This is a genomic window from Flavobacterium luteum (assembly GCF_008806775.1).
Classification (GTDB): Bacteria; Bacteroidota; Bacteroidia; order Flavobacteriales; family Flavobacteriaceae; genus Flavobacterium; species Flavobacterium luteum.
Map to the genome: position 1 here is coordinate 359,550 of NZ_WAEM01000002.1, position 17,748 is coordinate 377,297.

A 17,748-nucleotide genomic window follows, 5' to 3' on the forward strand; every position below is an offset into this window, starting at 1 on the left:
GAAATAACTATGCGTTAAACTCTTCTTTCAATATGCGCATTACATCTAAAATCGTTTCCTCTTCTAGGTCTGTCCTTCTTACTAAATCATTTACATCTTGTTTTAGAATACTTCTTGCCGTATCTAAACCAATTTTTGCAAATTCTTCGATTACCCATTCATCTATCTCATCAGAGAACTCAGTTAATTCAACATCATCTTCTTCTTCAGCTACATTTCCTTCTCTAATAACATCTAACTCATAACCTGTTAACTGACCTGCCAATTTAATATTATGACCACCTCGCCCAATTGCTTTAGAAACTTCTTCTAATTTCAAGAAAACTTCGGCTCTTTTTGTTTCTTCATTAATTTTTATTGAAGAAACTTTTGCAGGACTCAAAGCTCTTGTAATATATAATTGTATGTTACTTGTGTAATTAATTACATCAATATTTTCATTCCCTAATTCTCGGACTATACCGTGTATACGTGAACCCTTCATCCCTACACATGCTCCAACAGGATCTATTCTGTCATCGTAAGAATCTACGGCTACTTTCGCTTTTTCTCCTGGGATTCTCACTACATTTTTAACCATAATTAAACCGTCAAAAACCTCTGGAATTTCTTGTTCAAATAATTTTTCTAAAAACTTTTCAGAAGTTCTAGACATGATTATTTGAGGTTTATTGCCTTTCAACTCAACACTTTCTATTATTCCACGCACATTATCTCCTTTTCTAAAAAAATCAGATGGGATTTGTTTTTCTTTTGGCAAAATAATTTCATTCCCTTCATCATCAATTAAAATAACGACTCTAGGGCGAACGTGATGCACTTCGGCGGTGTATATTTCGCCTATTAAATCTTTAAATTGTTTGTAAAGATTAGTATTATCATGTTCGTGAATTTTAGAAATTAAGTTCTGACGTAAAGCTAAAATAGCTCTTCGTCCTAAATCAATTAATTTAACTTCTTCTGAAACTTCTTCACCAATCTCGAAATCTGGCTCGATTTTCCTAGCTTCAGTTAAAGTGATTTCTAAATGGTCCAAATCTAAATCATCATCAGCAACAATGACTCTTCTTTGCCAAATTTCCATATCTCCTTTATCCGGATTGATAATAATGTCGAAATTATCATCCGAACCAAATTTTTTCTTCAATGCATTTCTAAATACATCTTCTAAAATCGCCATAAGCGTTACACGATCAATAAGTTTATCGTCTTTAAACTCTGAAAATGAATCGATTAATGCTAAATTTTCCATGCCAATTCTTTAATTAAAATGTTACTGTAACAATTGCTTCTTTTATTTCTGAATAAGGTATTTCCTGTCTTTTTTGAACAGTTTCCTTTCCTTTTCCAATTTTTTTTGGTTCTCTAGCTTCCCAAGCTAAAGTAATAAATTCTTCGTTAGCATCTACTAACTTTGCTTCGATTGTTTCGTTGGCTACTTTTACAATTAATGTTCTGCCAACGTTTTTTTTATATTGTCTTACTATTTTTAATGGTGATCCAACTCCTACCGACGCCACTTCTAAAGAAAAGTCTTGCTCTTCTCTGTCTAAATTATTCTCAATGGCACGACTAATATCTATACAGTCTTGTAAAACTACTCCATTATCTGCATCTAAAGTTACAATTACTTTAAAACTATCTGTTATAGTAAGATCAATTAGAAAAACAGCTGGTTTTTCTGTCAGTCCTTCATTTAACAAATTATATACTTTCTCTTTAAATGTCATATTTTATAAAAAGAGGCACGCTTTGCGTGCCTCATTATCTAACTTTTAATAAATAACGGTGCAAATATAGTGTTTTTTTTATAAATCAAAAATGATTAAAAATTTAAAAATATTATTATCTTTATGGCATCAATATATAAAAACCCTTTTTTATTTGAATACTTACACTTATAACATTTTAATATATGAAAAGAATTTTAGTCCCTACAGACTTTTCCAAACATGCAGAATATGCCTTAAAAGTTGCTGCTCAGATAGCTAGAGTTAATGACAGCGAAATTGTTTTACTTCACATGTTAGAACTTCCTCATGAAGGAAGTGATGCTATGGGAAGTGGGCATGCTATTCCTGAAATCATGTTTTTTAAAAACAAAGTTATTAGCAATCTAGAAGATTTAATGGATTCTGATTATCTTGAAGGCATCACTGTTTCTGAAATTATTCAGTTTGATAAAGCTTTTGAAGGAATCATGGCTGTAAGTAAATTAAATAAAATCGATTTTATTGTAATGGGGTCTCACGGCACTAGTGGATTTCAGGAAATGATTATTGGTTCAAATACAGAAAAAGTTGTTCGGTTTTCAGATGTGCCTGTATTGGTTATAAAAAATGAAATAGAAGATTTTAAGGCAGAAAAATTTGTTTTTGCGTCTGATTTTTCAGAAGAAATTAAAAAACCATTCAAACAACTTGTTGAGTTTGCTAAAACTTACAATTCGCATCTAGATTTGGTTATGATTAATACTCCTAGCAGCTTTAAACCTACTCATATTGCAGAAAAAATAATGAATGATTTTGTAAAAGAATTTGATTACCCTAATTATTCTTTACACATTTATAATGATGTAAATATTGAAAAAGGCGTTTTGAATTTTTCTAATAGTGTTAAAGCAGATTTAATAGGCATGTGTACTCATGCTAGAAGAACTGGATTTGCCCATTTCTTTAATGGTAGTGTTAGTGAGGATTTAGTAAATCATGCAATTAGACCCGTAATTACTTTTAAAATATAAATATCCCTACTTATATAAAATTGAAAGAAGGAAGCCGTCTCAAAATAAAATTGAGGCGGTTTTTTAATTTTATGTTTTTTCGATTATGTTGTACTTGATTATAAAAAATTCATGCCTTTATGATTATTAATAATGCGCTAAGAAAGATGACATAAACAGCTATTTTATTTTCACCAAAAAAAAAACTAACAAACGATTTTAATTTTTTTTGTGAATTTGATTAAAATTTTCTTCATAATGTATGAGTTAATTTACATGAGTTCTGCCGCTAATCACCTAACTAAAGAAGATATAAGTGAAATATTGCTTCAGGCGCGTCGTTTTAATTTTGATAATAGCGTAAATGGGATTTTGCTTTATATTGATGGTGATTTCATTCAAGTTTTAGAAGGTCGAAAAGAGGTTATTGAAAACTTGTTTGAAAAAATAAAAAAGGATTCTAGACACAACAATGTCGTAATACTTCATGAAGGTATTAAATCAAAAAGAGAATTTCCTGATTGGACCATGGGATTTTACTCCGCTTCCTACGAAATTTTACGAAGTATTACAGGATTAAAAGACCTCAACAAAAGAGATTTGTCAAATATTGAAGATAAGAATGCTTTTTCATTTTAGGAACTTTTATTAAAACCCACAATGACAAAGTGTCGTTTTAATCTTAAAATAAATACTATAAAATTAAAAACTCCTCAATTTCTTGAGGAGTTTTTTGTTGGTCTACAAGGACTCGAACCTTGAAAGACTGCACCAAAAACAGTTGTGTTACCATTACACCATAGACCAATTCCGTTACTGTTAAGCGAGTGCAAATTTAAAACAAATTTTATTTTAAGCAAGCAATAATTGCTTTTTTATTAAAAATAAATAAAATATTGAACTTATTAATTCGTAAAACCTTTACCAAGTGAAACAAAGATAATAAAAACTAACTTTACCATTTTAGAATTTTTTGTTAATGCTCCTCACTTTCAACAAAAAAATAGTTTCTTTGTATCTCAAAAAAAAATTATAATTACAGTATGACTTCATTCAATTTCAATAAATGGAATACAATTTTAGGTTGGTTTGCCTTTGCAATTGCATTAGTAACCTATACCCTTACCGTAGAACCAACAATGAGTTTCTGGGATTGTGGTGAGTACATTGCAACTGCAGCTAAACTTGAAGTGGGTCATCCTCCTGGAGCACCATTATTTCAAATGATTGGCGCATTTTTCGCCATGTTTGCAACTGATATTAAGAATATAGCTTTAATGGTAAACATGATGTCAGTGTTTTCAAGTGCATTTACTATATTATTTTTGTTTTGGTCTTCTTCGATGATTTTAAAGAAAATGGTTACTTCGTTTTCTGACCCGAGCCCAAAAGGCGAATTGGCGGAGCAAATAAATACAAATAATTCGATTGTTATTTTAGGAAGTTCATTTGTTGGTGCACTAGCTTTTACTTTTTCAGATAGTTTTTGGTTTAATGCCGTTGAAGCAGAAGTTTATGCAATGGCAACATTATTCATCGCACTACTTTTTTGGTTAGGATTGCGATGGGAACAAGACATGTACACTCCGCGTGGGAACAAATGGTTATTAATTATCAGCTTGGTCATTGGACTATCGTTTGGCGTTCACTTTATGGCTTTGTTAACGATTCCTTCTATTGGGCTTTTATACTTTTTTAAACATTACAAAACTGTTACCGTAAAGAGTTTTATAATCGCAAATATTGTAGTTGTATCTGTTTTACTCTTTATTTTCAAATTATTATTACCATTAACTATGGCATTATTTGGAAAAACAGAAATTTATATGGTAAATAATTTCGGATTACCGTTTGATTCAGGAACTATCTTTGTTGCATTATTATTTATTGCTTTCTTTTATTTTGGTTTAAATTACACCAAACAAAAAGGGCTTATTTTTTATAACACTATTATACTTTGCATTTTATTTATTCTTATCGGGTTTTCTACTTGGATGATGCTACCCATACGCGCAAATGCCAATACTGTAATTAACGAAAACAAACCTTCAGATGCTGCCGAAGTATTAGCCTACTATAATAGAGAGCAATACGGTGTAAACCCTTTATTTTACGGACCTCAATATACAGACACTTTTACAGGATTAGACGAAGAAAATCCTTACTTAGACAAAGCGCCTAATTATGAAAGGGATTATAAAACGGGTAAATACATTATTACCAATAATTTTAAAAATGCTGAACAGAATAGTGATGACAAACAAAAAGCGATTCTACCTAGATTGTGGAGTACCGATCATGTAGAAAACTATATGAATTTTACTGCTGTTCCTGAATTTAAAATCAACCCGGACTATTCTGAAGAAAAAGAATTAGTTGATATTATTGCAGAATTCAGAAAAGCCTATGCAGCAAAAGAAATTGACAACGAAGGGTATATTTCATTCTTAAAAAGTTATGGCGAATACTTAATTATAGAAAAGCCTAGCACCTGGGACAATTTAAGCTTCATGTTCGAGTATCAATTTGGTTATATGTATTGGAGATATTTAATGTGGAATTTTACTGGTAGACAAAACGATATTCAAGGAAAGTATGATAATCTTGACGGAAATTGGTTAAGTGGCATCTCATTTATTGATGAAATTCATTTGGGCTCACAAGAAAATCTTCCCACTGATGTTTTAAACAACAAAGGCAGAAATGTATATTATTTTTTACCTTTTATTCTCGGAATAATTGGATTAATCTATCATGCCAATAGGGATCTTAAAAGTTTTTACGTAGTATTAGCTTTGTTTTTATTTACAGGTTTGGCTTTGAAAATTTACCTAAACGAACGCCCTTTTGAGCCTAGAGAACGAGATTATGCCTTAGTAGGTTCGTTTTATGTATTTGCTATTTGGATAGGATTTGGCGTTTTTGCCATTTACGAAACCATGAAAAACTATCTCAAACCTAAAATAGCTGGTCCTGTAATTATAGGCCTGTGCTTGCTTGCTGCACCAGTTTTAATGGCTTTTCAAAACTGGGACGATCATGACAGATCACATAAATATACTGCTATTGCAATGGCAAAAAATTATTTGAATTCTTGTGAACCAAATGCTATTTTATTTACAATTGGCGACAACGATACTTTTCCGCTTTGGTATGCTCAAGAAATTGAAAAAGTAAGAAAAGATATAAAAATTGTAAACACAAGCCTTTTCATGACCGATTGGTATATCGATCAAATGAAAATGAAAACCTACGAAGCGGATGGAGTGCCAATTAGTTTTACACACGATCAATACGTAGGAGATAAGTTGGATTATGCTATTCATAATCCTAAAACAGAAAACCGTTGGGATATAAAATCCTTACTAGAATTTATTGCAAGCGACGATCCGAAAACTATTGTTGAAATGCAAAACGGACAGAAAATTCATTTTTATCCAACAAATAAAATACGAATTCCAGTAGACAAGAATCTGATTATTAAAAACAAGGTAGTTAATCCTAAATATTATGATTCTATTGTTCCGTATATAGACATTACTATAAAAGGTTCTGCTTTGTACAAAAACCGATTAATGATGCTAGACATTATTGCTAATAACAACTGGAAACGCCCTATTTATTTTACTGGGGGAAGTTTTGGTGATGATGATTATTTATGGATGAAAGATCATTTACAACTAGACGGATTGGTTTATAAATTAATTCCTGTAAAAAACCCTATTTCTAAAGACGGAAGCCCATTAGACATGGGTCAAATTGATAGCGATAAAATGTATGATATAGCCATGAAATGGGATTGGGGCAACGGAGAGTCAAAAACGATTTACCATGACCCAGAAACAAGAAAAAATAGCATTTCCTATAGATCGAACTTAGCCAGACTAATGGATCAATTAATTCTTGAAGGGAAAATTGAAAAAGCCAAAAAAGTGATTGATTTAGCCATGACTAAAATGCCTTTAGATTATTATGCTTATTATTCCTTATTAGATCCTTTTGCTGCGGGTTATTATAAAGTAGGAGAAAAGACAAAGGCAAGAAATTTGTTAGATCAATTAATGACTAAATACAAAGAGAATTTAAAATATTATAGCAATTTAAAACCTACTGAACAAAGCTATATTATGATAGATATTATTACTGATATTGAAAGATATAGAGGCTTACTAGAGGTCATGAAAGATCAAGGTGATATGGAGTTTTACAAAAAAAACAGTTTGATTTTTAACTCCTACAATAAAATGTTTGAACGATTTGGAAGAGACAACGAAGGGCTAAACAAAGATGAAAGCAATTCTTTTATTGATAAAGATTCATTAGAAGAAATTGACACTTTGATTTCATCTGATTCAATTAAAAATTAAAATAAAATTTAATAGACCTTGAAAACAGTAGCGTTAATTTTACTAAAACGCTGCTGTTTTTATTTTAAAATGAAATTTCTATACTTTATGAAGTTCTATTGGATAAAAACAAATGCCTTTTTAAAAAAAATGTTTTCAAACTATGTTTGGGATATTCCTAATAAAGGAAATAGCGTTTATCTTACTTTTGATGATGGCCCGACACCTGAAATTACCCAGTGGACATTATTACAATTAAAAAAATATAATGCAAAAGCAACCTTCTTTTGTATTGGAAACAATGTGGATACAAACCCTGAGTTATTTAATTTAATCGTTCAAGACGGTCACACTATAGGCAACCACACCTACAACCATTTAAACGGATGGAAAACAAAAACCGAAGAGTATATAAAAAACACAAAGCTATGTGAAGTCCAAATCAAAAATCAAAAATCAAAAATCTTTCGCCCTCCTTACGGAAAAATAAAATTCCAGCAAGCAAAAAAGCTAAGACAATTGGGATATAAAATTATTATGTGGGATGTTTTGAGTGCCGATTTTGATACTTTAATTACACCAGAGAACTGTTTAAACAATGTCATTTCTAATGTTCAATCAGGAAGTATAATTGTATTTCACGATAGTGTAAAATGTTTTAAAAATCTAGAATATGTTTTACCTAAAACTTTAGATTTTCTTAAAATAAACGGTTATAAATGCGAAGCACTATTTTAAATCTGATCTTGAACTAAACCTATAATAGTATTTGCGTCTAACTCACCTGATTGTCTCCAGATCATCTGACCTTCTTTATAAATCATTAAAGTAGGTAGCCCTTTAATACGAAGTGCGTCAGCCAATTCTTGATTTTTATCGACATCAATTTTAATCACTTTTGCTTTATCTCCTAAAGCAGCAGCTACATCTCTTATTACAGGATGCATAGATACCGATGATTCGTTCCAATCTGTATAAAAGTCAATTAATACAGGAACTTGTGCATTTATAAGTTCTCCAAATTTAGACATAAAACCAAAATATTTAATTTTTAAAGCCTCGTAAATAAGATATTATTGTACAAAAGTAGCACTTTAAACGAATTATGCTAATTTTTCGCCTTTTTTTAGCTGAATAACCGTTATTTCAGGCATAATACCAACTCTGCCCGGATAAGCATGAAAACCGAAACCTCGATTTACATAGATATATTTACCTGCTTTTTCATACAATCCAGCCCATTGATTGTATACATATTGCGCTGGACTCCACTTAAATAAACCAGGTATTTCTATGCCAAATTGCAATCCATGGGTATGTCCTGATAAAGTTAAATGAAAATCTTTAACATGTTTGTTTATTTCGGCATCCCAATGACTTGGGTCGTGACTCATCAAGATTTTAAATCCTTCTGCAGTTAAACCTTCTGTAGCCTTGTTCAAATCACCTAATTTTTTAAAATGTACTCCCCAATTTTCTACACCTACAATAGCAATTTCATCATTCCCTTTTTTTATTTTTTTATTTTGATTTAAAAGCAAATCAAAACCAATTTTCCCATACAAAGCTTTTATCTCTCTAAAATTTTCATCCTTTGCAGCTTGATTTGGCCAATCAACATATTCTCCGTAATCGTGGTTTCCTAAAACAGAAAATTTTCCAAATTCATGAGACTTTATTCTATTAAATGCCTCAATCCAAGGATTCATTTCTATAGCATGAGTGTTTACAATGTCGCCAGTAAATAAAATTAAATCTGAGTTTTGCTCATTTATCAAATCAATGGCATAATTTATTTTTTCAGGATTATCAAAACTACCACTATGTACATCTGAAATTTGAGTTATTGTAAAACCATCAAAAGCATCTGGTAAATCAGGAAAAAATATGCGCTGTTTAATGACTCTGTAATTGTATTTTCCTACAGTCATTCCGTAAATCAAAGATAAAAACGGAATCGCTGCAATACCTAATCCTATCTGACTTATAAATTTTCTTCTTGAAGGAAGGAAATCTGCTCTAGTATCATATTCAATAAAATAATTAACGGCTCCAGCACCAACTCTGAAAACATCTTCGCTAAATAAAACTAGAGTTACCAATATTTTGGGGATAAAAACCAAAAGCAGTAACCCCATTGTAATCATGGTTTGCTTAGTTTGCCCTATCGAACGATCGAATTGTGTAAAGGAATAAACTATAATTACAAAAAGCAATAAGCTAATTATTTGATAAGAAATTATAAGTCCTCTAACTTTTATAACCGTTTTTACTGCCTGAAAAGCATAAAGCTCAATTAAAAGAAGAATAGCGAACAAAAAAAGGAAACGAAAAATCATTTTTTAAAAATTTGATACAAATTAACAAATTTATCATAAGCCCAAAATCTTTATTAATTAAAATTTAACTCTAAAAGTAAACTTTAGATTTTGATTCCTTATTTTTACATTTTTTAAGGTCGATTGCTTTTAACACATCAACTCAAAACATGTCAACACAAAAACGCCTTTTCCTTCTTGATGCCTACGCACTAATATTTCGTGGTTATTTTGCCTTTATAAAAAACCCTCGTATTAATTCTAAAGGAATGGACACCTCAGCCATTATGGGATTTATGAATGCTTTAATGGATGTAATTAAACGGGAAAAACCTGATCATTTAGCAGTTGCTTTCGACAATGGAGGAAGTACCTATCGTAATGAAATGTACACCGCCTATAAAGCACATCGTGACGAAACACCCGAAGCTATTAAAATAGCAGTTCCATATATTCAACAATTGCTAAAGGCAATGCATATTCCTATTATTGAGGTCAAAGGTTACGAAGCTGATGATTTAATTGGAACATTAGCCAAACAAGCCGAAAAAGAAGATTATAAAGTATTCATGGTAACGCCAGATAAAGATTTTGCGCAATTGGTTTCTGAAAATATTTTTATGTACAAACCCGCGCGAATGGGGAATGATATTGAAATATGGGGAATTCCAGAAGTTTTGGCTAAATTTGAAATTGAACGCCCAGAGCAAGTAATTGATTATCTAGGAATGATGGGTGATTCGGCTGATAATATTCCGGGATTTCCTGGTGTTGGAGAAGTAACCGCTAAAAAATTGTTGAAAGAATTTGGTTCCATGGAAAACCTTTTGGAAAATACAGACAAACTAAAAGGAGCACTAAAAGACAAAATAGAAAACAATAAAGATTTAGGAATTTTATCAAAAAAATTGGCGCGAATTCTATTAGATTGTCCCGTAATTTTTGACGCAACAGATTACGAACTTTCAAAACCCGATGTTGAAAAAACAGATGCACTTTTCAATGAATTGGAGTTCCGTCAAATGAAAGCACAATTCGACAAATATTTTGGAACTGGAAAAGAATATGATGAAATTGACACAAACGGCAATGGTAATGATAATAGCAATGACAAAAATCAAATTCAAAAAAAACCAGCTAAAAAAACCAATGAAGACCAATTTGATTTGTTTGGATTTTCAGATGACGAAAATGACGAGCCAAAAACACAATCTTTTTACGCAACTTTAGAAACAACCGAACATTTTTACCAAATTATTCAAGGTGATTTGCCTGTAAAATTATTGCTTCAGAATTTACTAAACCAAACTTCGGTTTGTTTTGATACAGAAACCACTGGAATTGATGCTTTGAATGCGGAATTAGTTGGAATATCTTTTTCTTTTGAAAAAGGAAAAGGTTTTTATGTTCCTTTTCCCGAAAATCAAGAAGAAGCAAAAATTTTAGTTGATAAATTTAAACCTTTTTTTGAAAGTGAAACCATCGAAAAAATTGGCCAGAATATTAAATATGATTTAAAAATTCTTTCTCGATATGGTGTTTCTATAAAAGGTAAATTATTTGATACTATGATTGCGCATTACCTAATCAATCCTGATATGCGTCACAATATGGATGTTTTAAGTGAAACGTATTTAAAATATTCACCAAAATCTATCGAAACTTTAATTGGAAAAAAAGGTAAAAACCAACAATCCATGCGCAATGTAGCTATAGAAGATATCAAAGAATATGCTACTGAAGATGCTGATATCACGTTTCAATTGAAACAAAATTTTAGTCCAATTTTAGACAAAACCGAAACCAAAAAATTATTTGAAGAGATCGAAATTCCACTGATTCCTGTTCTCGCAGCAATGGAAATGGAAGGCATTAATTTAGATGTTCCTTATTTAAAACAAATGTCTATTGAAATGGCAAAAGAAAGTGCTGCATTAGAACAAAAAATTTATGAAAGCGCTGGTGAAAAATTCAATTTGGCTTCTCCTAAACAACTCGGAGATATTTTGTTTGACAAATTAAAAATCGGCGGAGCCAAACAAAAAAAAACCAAAACAGGTCAATATGCTACTGGTGAAGAAATTTTAAGCTATTTAGAGAAGGACAATCCAATTGTAAAAGATATTTTAGAATGGCGTCAAATGGTCAAATTACAAAGTACATATATTGACGCTTTACCCAATCAAGTTGATCCAAAAACAGGTCGTGTTCATACTGATTATATGCAAACGGTTGCAGCTACTGGTCGATTGAGCTCAAATAATCCGAATTTACAAAATATTCCTATCAGAACTGAAAGAGGCCGATTAATTCGAAAAGCATTTATAGCTCGTGATGAAAATTATACGTTACTTTCTGCCGATTATTCACAAATAGAACTACGAATTATTGCTGCATTGTCAGGTGAAGAAAACATGTTAAAAGCATTTCAAAATAACGAAGATATTCATAAAAGTACTGCGGCAAAAGTATTCAATGTACCATTAGAAGAAGTCACCAAGGAGCAACGCAGCAATGCTAAAACCGTTAATTTCGGAATTATTTATGGCGTTTCTGCATTTGGCCTGAGCAACCAAACTTCATTATCTCGAAAAGAAAGTGCTGAGTTGATTGATGCGTATTATGCAACATATCCAAAGTTAAAATCTTATATGTCCAAACAAATTGACTTTGCCAGACAAAATGGTTATGTGCAAACCATTCTAGGTCGGCGGCGTTATTTAAAAGATATTAATTCGGCTAATATGATGGTAAAAAGTGGTGCCGAACGAAATGCAATAAATGCTCCTATTCAAGGTTCGGCAGCCGATATTATTAAAATTGCCATGATTAACATTCACAAAAAACTGACATCTGAAAATTGGAAATCAAAAATGTTATTGCAAGTGCATGATGAATTGGTTTTTGATGTTCATAATACTGAATTAGAGAAAATCCAACCTATTATAAAACACGAGATGGAGAACGCTTTCAAAATGGAAGTTCCTTTTGATGTTAAAATTGGAATTGGGGAAAATTGGTTGGAAGCGCATTAACTTATTAAACTATACCTTTTTAGTAGATTCACGTTGGCGTAATTCTGTTTTTATAACTGATGTTTTATAAGGACTTTCTACTTCTTCTTTACTCTCTAATCGTTCTATAAGTAATCTAGCTGCTTCCTCACCTATCTCAGGACCATGCTGACTAACGGTCGACAAGCTTGGCGAAAATCTTCTAGACCAAACACCATCTGCAAAACCAATGATAGATAAGTTTTCAGGTATTTTATAGCCGTTTTTTAATCCTAATTTTATAGCCGAAGATGAGGAATGTTCATCTAAAGCAAAAATGGCGTCTATTTTATTTTGAGCAAACAACAATTTCGATTTATTATCAAAATCATCTTCTGATTCAGTAAGAACAATAATATCGTTATTTACTTTGATGTTGTTATTTTCTAGTGCTTTAAAATAGCCTTTAGCTCTTAATTTCCCTACGCTTAAGTTATCAATAGCAGAAAATAAGGCTATTTTTTTACATCCAGAACTAATTAAATGTTGTGTAGCATTCACCGAAGATTCAAAATCATCAACAATTACCTTATCACAATTTACTTCATCAGACACTCTATCAAACATAACAATAGGGGTACCTTCGTTTATGATATCATTAAAATGAGAAAACTCATTTGATTTTTGCGCTTCTTCAGATATCGATAAAATAAACCCATCAATAGTGCCATTACTCAACATTTCTAGAGTATTGATTTCCTTTTCTAAAGATTCATTCGAAATACAAGTTAAAACATTGTATCCTTTCTCCTCAGCGACTTTTTCAATTCCAGTAAATACTTTAGCAAAAAAAGAGTTTAATATATTTGGAATAATTACTCCAATAGTTTTTGTTTTTCTGTTTTTAAGGTTTAAGCCAATAATGTTTGGCTTATAGTTTTTAAGTTTAGCATATTCCTTTACCTTCGTTTTTGTTTGCTCGCTAATTTCAGGACTATCATTCAGTGCTTTAGAAACAGTTGAAACAGAAACATTAAGCTCTTTTGCAATTTGCTTTAACGTGGCTTTAGATTTCATATTTGTAAAATTGTTTGTATAGGTAATATTTTATAACATATAAATAATTAATCTTTGCTACAGTAGAAAGCTTGTTAATCGCAATTTCATAATTAAATTTATTGATTTGTAAAAATAAGAAAAGTAATCAAATAATTTTCTTTAAGTATACCCAGCTTTTATGTTTTTAAAGAAAAACCTTAAAAGATGTTAAAAAATAAAATAATTCTGTTATTTATCCTCTATACTTCACAAAAGTATAGTTATTTGTTTTTAAAATAAGAATTGATAAGAGTAGTTTTCTCTAAAATTATCATCTGTTTAAACCAAATAAAATGGCATTAAAACAAAGAGTTAAAATAATGGCTTAAAGCTATTTGTATTTAAAATAAATATTTGTACTTTTGCAACCCCTAATATGGGATGGAATGTTTAATTAAAATAAATTATTGTGAACGCATTAAGCTACAAAACAGTATCTGCAAGCAAAGCAACCGTATCCAAAGAATGGATTGTGGTAGACGCTGACGGACACAACTTGGGCCGTTTGGCTTCCAAAGTCGCTATGATTTTGAGAGGCAAGTACAAGCCAAGTTACACCCCACACGTTGATTGTGGAGATAACGTAATTGTTATCAATTCAGAAAAAATTAACCTTACAGGTACTAAAATGGATGACAAAACGTATGTGCGTCATACTGGGTATCCTGGAGGACAAAGAACTTTAACTGCTAAAGTATTGCAAAGTAAAAACCCTGCATTATTAGTAGAAAAAGCAGTAAAAGGAATGTTGCCTAAAAACAAATTAGGAGCCGAACTTTTCAGAAATTTAAATGTTGTTGTAGGTTCAGAGCACAAACAAGGCGCTCAAAAACCTAAAACAGTTAACCTTAACGATCTAAAATAATGGGAGTTATTCACAAAATCGGTAGAAGAAAATGTGCTGTTGCACGTGTTTACGTTTCTGAAGGAACAGGAACAATTATTGTAAACAAAAAACCATTCGCAACTTATTTTCCTACAGCTACTTTACAGTACAAAGTATTACAACCAATGTCTATGACAGAAAACGTAACTAACTATGATGTAAAAGTAAACGTTTACGGAGGTGGTTCAACAGGTCAAGCAGAAGCTGTAAGAATGGCTTTGGCCAGAGTAATGTGTGAAGTTGGCGAAGGAAACAGAGCTATACTTAAACCCGAAGGTTTATTAACAAGAGACCCAAGAATGGTTGAACGTAAAAAATTCGGTCAGAAGAAAGCTCGTAAGAGATTCCAATTCTCTAAACGTTAATAGTACCTGTCTTGTGCAATTAGTGCAAGACCAATTGATTATTAAATTTAAAAACAATGTTGTTGTTGTCCCAATGCGTTGGGAAATTAGTTTAGCATCTAAATGGTTTAACGATTGAAAGATTGAAAGATTGAAAGATTGAAAGATTCCAAAAATCTAAAAATCTAAAAATCTAAAAATCTAAAAATCTAAAAAAGCATTGCTAATCAACAGAACGTAAACTAAGAAAAAATGTCAAACAAAGTAGAAGTAAAAGAATTACTAGAAGCAGGTGTTCACTTCGGACACATGACTAGAAAATGGGATCCAAATATGGCTCCTTATATTTATATGGAGCGTAATGGTATTCACATTATCAATCTATATAAAACTGCAGCAAAAATTGAAGAAGCGAATGACGCTTTGAAAAAAATAGCTGCATCAGGTAGAAAAATATTATTTGTTGCTACCAAAAAACAAGCAAAAGACATCGTTGCTGAAAAAGCAAAAGCTGCAAATATGCCATACATCACTGAAAGATGGCCTGGTGGTATGTTAACTAACTTCGTAACTATCCGTAAAGCTGTTAAAAAAATGGCTACTATTGATAAAATGAAGAAAGACGGAACTTTTATGACTTTGTCAAAAAAAGAACGTCTACAAGTTGATCGTCTTCGTGCTAAATTAGAGAAAAACTTAGGTTCAATAGCAGATATGTCAAGATTGCCAGCTGCATTGTTCGTGGTAGATATCAAAGCGGAACACATCGCAATAAAAGAAGCTCAAAAATTAAACATTCCAGTTTTTGCAATGGTTGATACCAATTCTGACCCAAGAGAGGTGGAATATGTTATCCCTGCAAATGATGATGCTTCTAAATCAATTGATAAAATTTTAACTTTAGTAACTACCGCTATTATCGATGGTCTTGCTAATAGAACTTCTGATAAAGATGGTGAGGCTCCATTAGCAGCAGTTGAAGAAATTACACCTTCAGCAGATGTTGAGGCAGTAGCTTCAATTGTTGAAGTTGAGGCAGCTCCAACAGTTGTGCAAGCGGAAGCTCCTGCAAATGAAGAATAAATAAAACAAATTTAAAGATTGACGAATTTAAAGATTAAAAGAGTATTGATTCTATAATTAGTATTCTCTTAAAAGTTTTAAATTTTTCAATCTTTTAATCTTTAAAATAAAAAATTATGGCAACAATTACTGCTGCAGACGTAAATAAATTAAGAACAATCACTGGTGCAGGAATGATGGACTGCAAAAAAGCATTAGTAGAGTCAGATGGAGATTTTGATTTAGCAATAGAAAACCTTCGTAAAAAAGGACAAAAAGTTGCTGCAAACCGTTCTGACAGAGAATCTACAGAAGGTGCTGCAATTGCAGTAGTTAACGCTGATAAAACTGTAGGTGTTGTTATCACACTAAATTGTGAGACTGACTTCGTAGGGATGAATGAAAATTTTGTGAAATTAGCTACCGATTTAGCAAATCAAGCATTAAACTTTGAAACAAAAGAAGCCTTTTTAGCTTCAGATTTCAATGGAATTACTGTTGCCGATAAACTAATTGAGCAAACTGGAGTTATTGGAGAAAAAATTGAAATTAGATCTTTCGAGAAATTAGAAGGTGCTTTTATTGGTTCATACATTCACTCTGGAAACAAAATTGCAACTTTAGTGTCATTATCTGCAAACATTGCAGGTGCTGACGATGTAGCAAGAAACGTATCTATGCAAGCTGCTGCTATGGCTCCTATTGCATTAAATGAAGCAGGTGTAGACTCTGCAACAATTGCTAAAGAAATAGAAATTGCTAAAGATGTATTGCGTCAAGAAGGAAAGCCTGAAGCAATGTTAGATAGTATTGCAAAAGGTAAAATGACTCGTTTCTTTAAAGACAATACTTTAGTAAACCAAGATTATATTAAAGACGGTAAAATGAGTGTTGCCACTTATGTTCAATCTTTAGATAAAAATCTTATTGTAACTGGTTTCAAAAGAGCTGCTTTAGGATAATTTAACTGAATAGCAATGAATTTAGAATACTAAATTCATATATCATAAAACTCCATCCAGATTTTAAAAACTGGATGGAGTTTTTCTTTATAATCTAAAAAAAAGCTGTTTTATAAGTCCAAAAAATCCAAATAAACAATCCCAAATACATCGTGCATAGTACAAACTTCATAAAACTTGAAGCTAAAAATACAATGAAGAAACCTATTGCTGCTTTAAAAGCACGTTGATGATCTTTAGATTCGTAAATTAGTTCTCCAACAAGGGCTCTTAAACCCAATGATTAGATAGCACGGCGTTGATATAATACAAAAGCAGCAAACCAATCCAACTGATGCTCGGGCTTGGAAGAACTGGTAAAAAACTTCCGAAAACTCCAACAATCATAAACAAAAAACCAAAAGTCAAAAGCATCACATCCATAAATTATTTTTTAGTATTTTTGAAAATTAAAATTGTACATTTAAATAAAATTTAACAATCGCATTTGTTTGGTTTACGAATATGAGAAAAATAATTCTATTACTATTTTTATCACCTCTTTTTTTTAACTCTTGTCAATATTTTGACAAGCAAATCCCTACTAAAGAGGAATTGTTACAAAAAGAGTTAAAAACCATTAATTGGGAAGAAGTAGACGAATTTCCCTCCTTTTCTCGGTGCGATTCTGTTCAAAACAAAGAACAAAAGAAAACCTGTTTTTTTGAATATTTAACACAACTCATACAAGAGCGATTAAGTTTCGACACTATATCGGTTATATACCCCCAACTTGATACAATTGATGTAAAAGTAACTGTTCTAGCAAACGCCACCTTACAATTCGAACCTCAACTAAACGACTCTCTATCTTATGATAAACCAATAATAGATAGCATTCTTCGCGCTCGATTAGTTGGTTTTCCTAAAGTAATTCCTGCTATTAAAAGAGGAATTCCAGTAAAAACAGAATTTATACTGCCAGTAATTTTAAAAGTAGAATAATTTTTAGAAGCTTTATCCAGTTGTCATTCCAAT

At 31.4% G+C, this 17,748-nt stretch carries 16 protein-coding genes and 1 tRNA gene; 10 read left to right on the plus strand and 7 right to left on the minus strand.

Translation table 11 applies throughout. From position 1 onward, the window contains the following. Window positions 1–7: 7 nt before the first annotated feature. Together nusA and rimP are read right to left on the minus strand one after the other, a co-directional pair. The gene (gene nusA / locus F6464_RS05400) at window positions 8–1,252 is read right to left on the minus strand and encodes a transcription termination factor NusA (protein ID WP_151106784.1); all 1,245 of its coding nucleotides are present in this window, start codon (window positions 1,250–1,252) and stop codon (window positions 8–10) included. Window positions 1,253–1,265: 13 nt separating this feature from the next. Beyond that, entirely contained in the window at window positions 1,266–1,730 is a 465-nt protein-coding gene (gene rimP / locus F6464_RS05405; protein WP_151106785.1) for a ribosome assembly cofactor RimP, read from the minus strand. 185 nt (window positions 1,731–1,915) lie between these two features. Here rimP and F6464_RS05410 point away from each other — a divergent pair, with 185 nt between their 5' ends. Together F6464_RS05410 and F6464_RS05415 are read left to right on the plus strand one after the other, a co-directional pair. Then, complete coding sequence (locus tag F6464_RS05410; protein WP_151106786.1) at window positions 1,916–2,743, plus strand: universal stress protein; 828 nt, start codon at window positions 1,916–1,918, stop codon at window positions 2,741–2,743. Between the two features lie 237 nt (window positions 2,744–2,980). Further along, window positions 2,981–3,361 (plus strand): BLUF domain-containing protein, encoded by a 381-nt coding sequence (locus F6464_RS05415; RefSeq protein WP_151106787.1) that lies wholly within the window; start codon window positions 2,981–2,983, stop codon window positions 3,359–3,361. Window positions 3,362–3,458: 97 nt separating this feature from the next. Here the strand turns inward: F6464_RS05415 and F6464_RS05420 are convergent. Continuing rightward, a tRNA-Gln gene (locus tag F6464_RS05420) sits at window positions 3,459–3,529 on the minus strand. A 236-nt stretch (window positions 3,530–3,765) separates the two neighbouring features. Between F6464_RS05420 and F6464_RS05425 the strand changes: the two genes are divergently transcribed. Together F6464_RS05425 and F6464_RS05430 are read left to right on the plus strand one after the other, a co-directional pair. After that, on the plus strand, window positions 3,766–7,089 hold the full coding sequence (locus F6464_RS05425) for a glycosyltransferase family 117 protein (RefSeq protein ID WP_151106788.1): 3,324 nt from the start codon (window positions 3,766–3,768) through the stop codon (window positions 7,087–7,089). 87 nt (window positions 7,090–7,176) lie between these two features. Further along, window positions 7,177–7,806 (plus strand): polysaccharide deacetylase family protein, encoded by a 630-nt coding sequence (locus tag F6464_RS05430; RefSeq protein WP_151107130.1) that lies wholly within the window; start codon window positions 7,177–7,179, stop codon window positions 7,804–7,806. On the opposite strand, the gene F6464_RS05435 is transcribed toward F6464_RS05430, so the two are convergent. Further along, window positions 7,803–8,099, minus strand: coding sequence for a thioredoxin family protein (locus tag F6464_RS05435; RefSeq protein ID WP_151106789.1), 297 nt, complete (start codon window positions 8,097–8,099; stop codon window positions 7,803–7,805). The two genes, F6464_RS05430 and F6464_RS05435, sit on opposite strands and share 4 nt — an antisense overlap. Window positions 8,100–8,171: 72 nt before the next feature. Then, the gene (locus F6464_RS05440; protein ID WP_151106790.1) at window positions 8,172–9,407 is read right to left on the minus strand and encodes a metallophosphoesterase; all 1,236 of its coding nucleotides are present in this window, start codon (window positions 9,405–9,407) and stop codon (window positions 8,172–8,174) included. A gap of 149 nt (window positions 9,408–9,556) precedes the next feature. On the opposite strand from F6464_RS05440, the gene polA reads away from it, so the two are divergent. Further along, window positions 9,557–12,421 (plus strand): DNA polymerase I, encoded by a 2,865-nt coding sequence (gene polA, locus F6464_RS05445; protein WP_151106791.1) that lies wholly within the window; start codon window positions 9,557–9,559, stop codon window positions 12,419–12,421. 9 nt (window positions 12,422–12,430) lie between these two features. Here polA and F6464_RS05450 read toward each other — a convergent pair whose 3' ends face one another. After that, complete coding sequence (locus tag F6464_RS05450) at window positions 12,431–13,456, minus strand: LacI family DNA-binding transcriptional regulator (RefSeq protein ID WP_151106792.1); 1,026 nt, start codon at window positions 13,454–13,456, stop codon at window positions 12,431–12,433. A 430-nt stretch (window positions 13,457–13,886) separates the two neighbouring features. Between F6464_RS05450 and rplM the strand changes: the two genes are divergently transcribed. From rplM to tsf, 4 genes are all read left to right on the plus strand, one after another. Then, on the plus strand, window positions 13,887–14,342 hold the full coding sequence (gene rplM / locus F6464_RS05455) for a 50S ribosomal protein L13 (RefSeq protein ID WP_151106793.1): 456 nt from the start codon (window positions 13,887–13,889) through the stop codon (window positions 14,340–14,342). Then, on the plus strand, window positions 14,342–14,728 hold the full coding sequence (gene rpsI / locus F6464_RS05460; protein ID WP_151106794.1) for a 30S ribosomal protein S9: 387 nt from the start codon (window positions 14,342–14,344) through the stop codon (window positions 14,726–14,728). Before rplM ends, rpsI begins: the two co-directional genes overlap by 1 nt. Before the next feature lie 231 nt (window positions 14,729–14,959). Next, a complete protein-coding gene (gene rpsB / locus F6464_RS05465; RefSeq protein WP_151106795.1) occupies window positions 14,960–15,790 on the plus strand; it encodes a 30S ribosomal protein S2 in 831 nt (276 codons plus the stop codon). A 116-nt stretch (window positions 15,791–15,906) separates the two neighbouring features. Next, window positions 15,907–16,731 (plus strand): translation elongation factor Ts, encoded by an 825-nt coding sequence (gene tsf, locus F6464_RS05470; protein WP_151106796.1) that lies wholly within the window; start codon window positions 15,907–15,909, stop codon window positions 16,729–16,731. Window positions 16,732–16,825: 94 nt separating this feature from the next. On the opposite strand, the gene F6464_RS14745 is transcribed toward tsf, so the two are convergent. Beyond that, window positions 16,826–17,011, minus strand: coding sequence for a DUF456 family protein (locus F6464_RS14745; protein WP_317132232.1), 186 nt, complete (start codon window positions 17,009–17,011; stop codon window positions 16,826–16,828). Between the two features lie 224 nt (window positions 17,012–17,235). On the opposite strand from F6464_RS14745, the gene F6464_RS05480 reads away from it, so the two are divergent. Then, complete coding sequence (locus F6464_RS05480; protein ID WP_151106797.1) at window positions 17,236–17,715, plus strand: hypothetical protein; 480 nt, start codon at window positions 17,236–17,238, stop codon at window positions 17,713–17,715. Window positions 17,716–17,748: the final 33 nt, after the last annotated feature.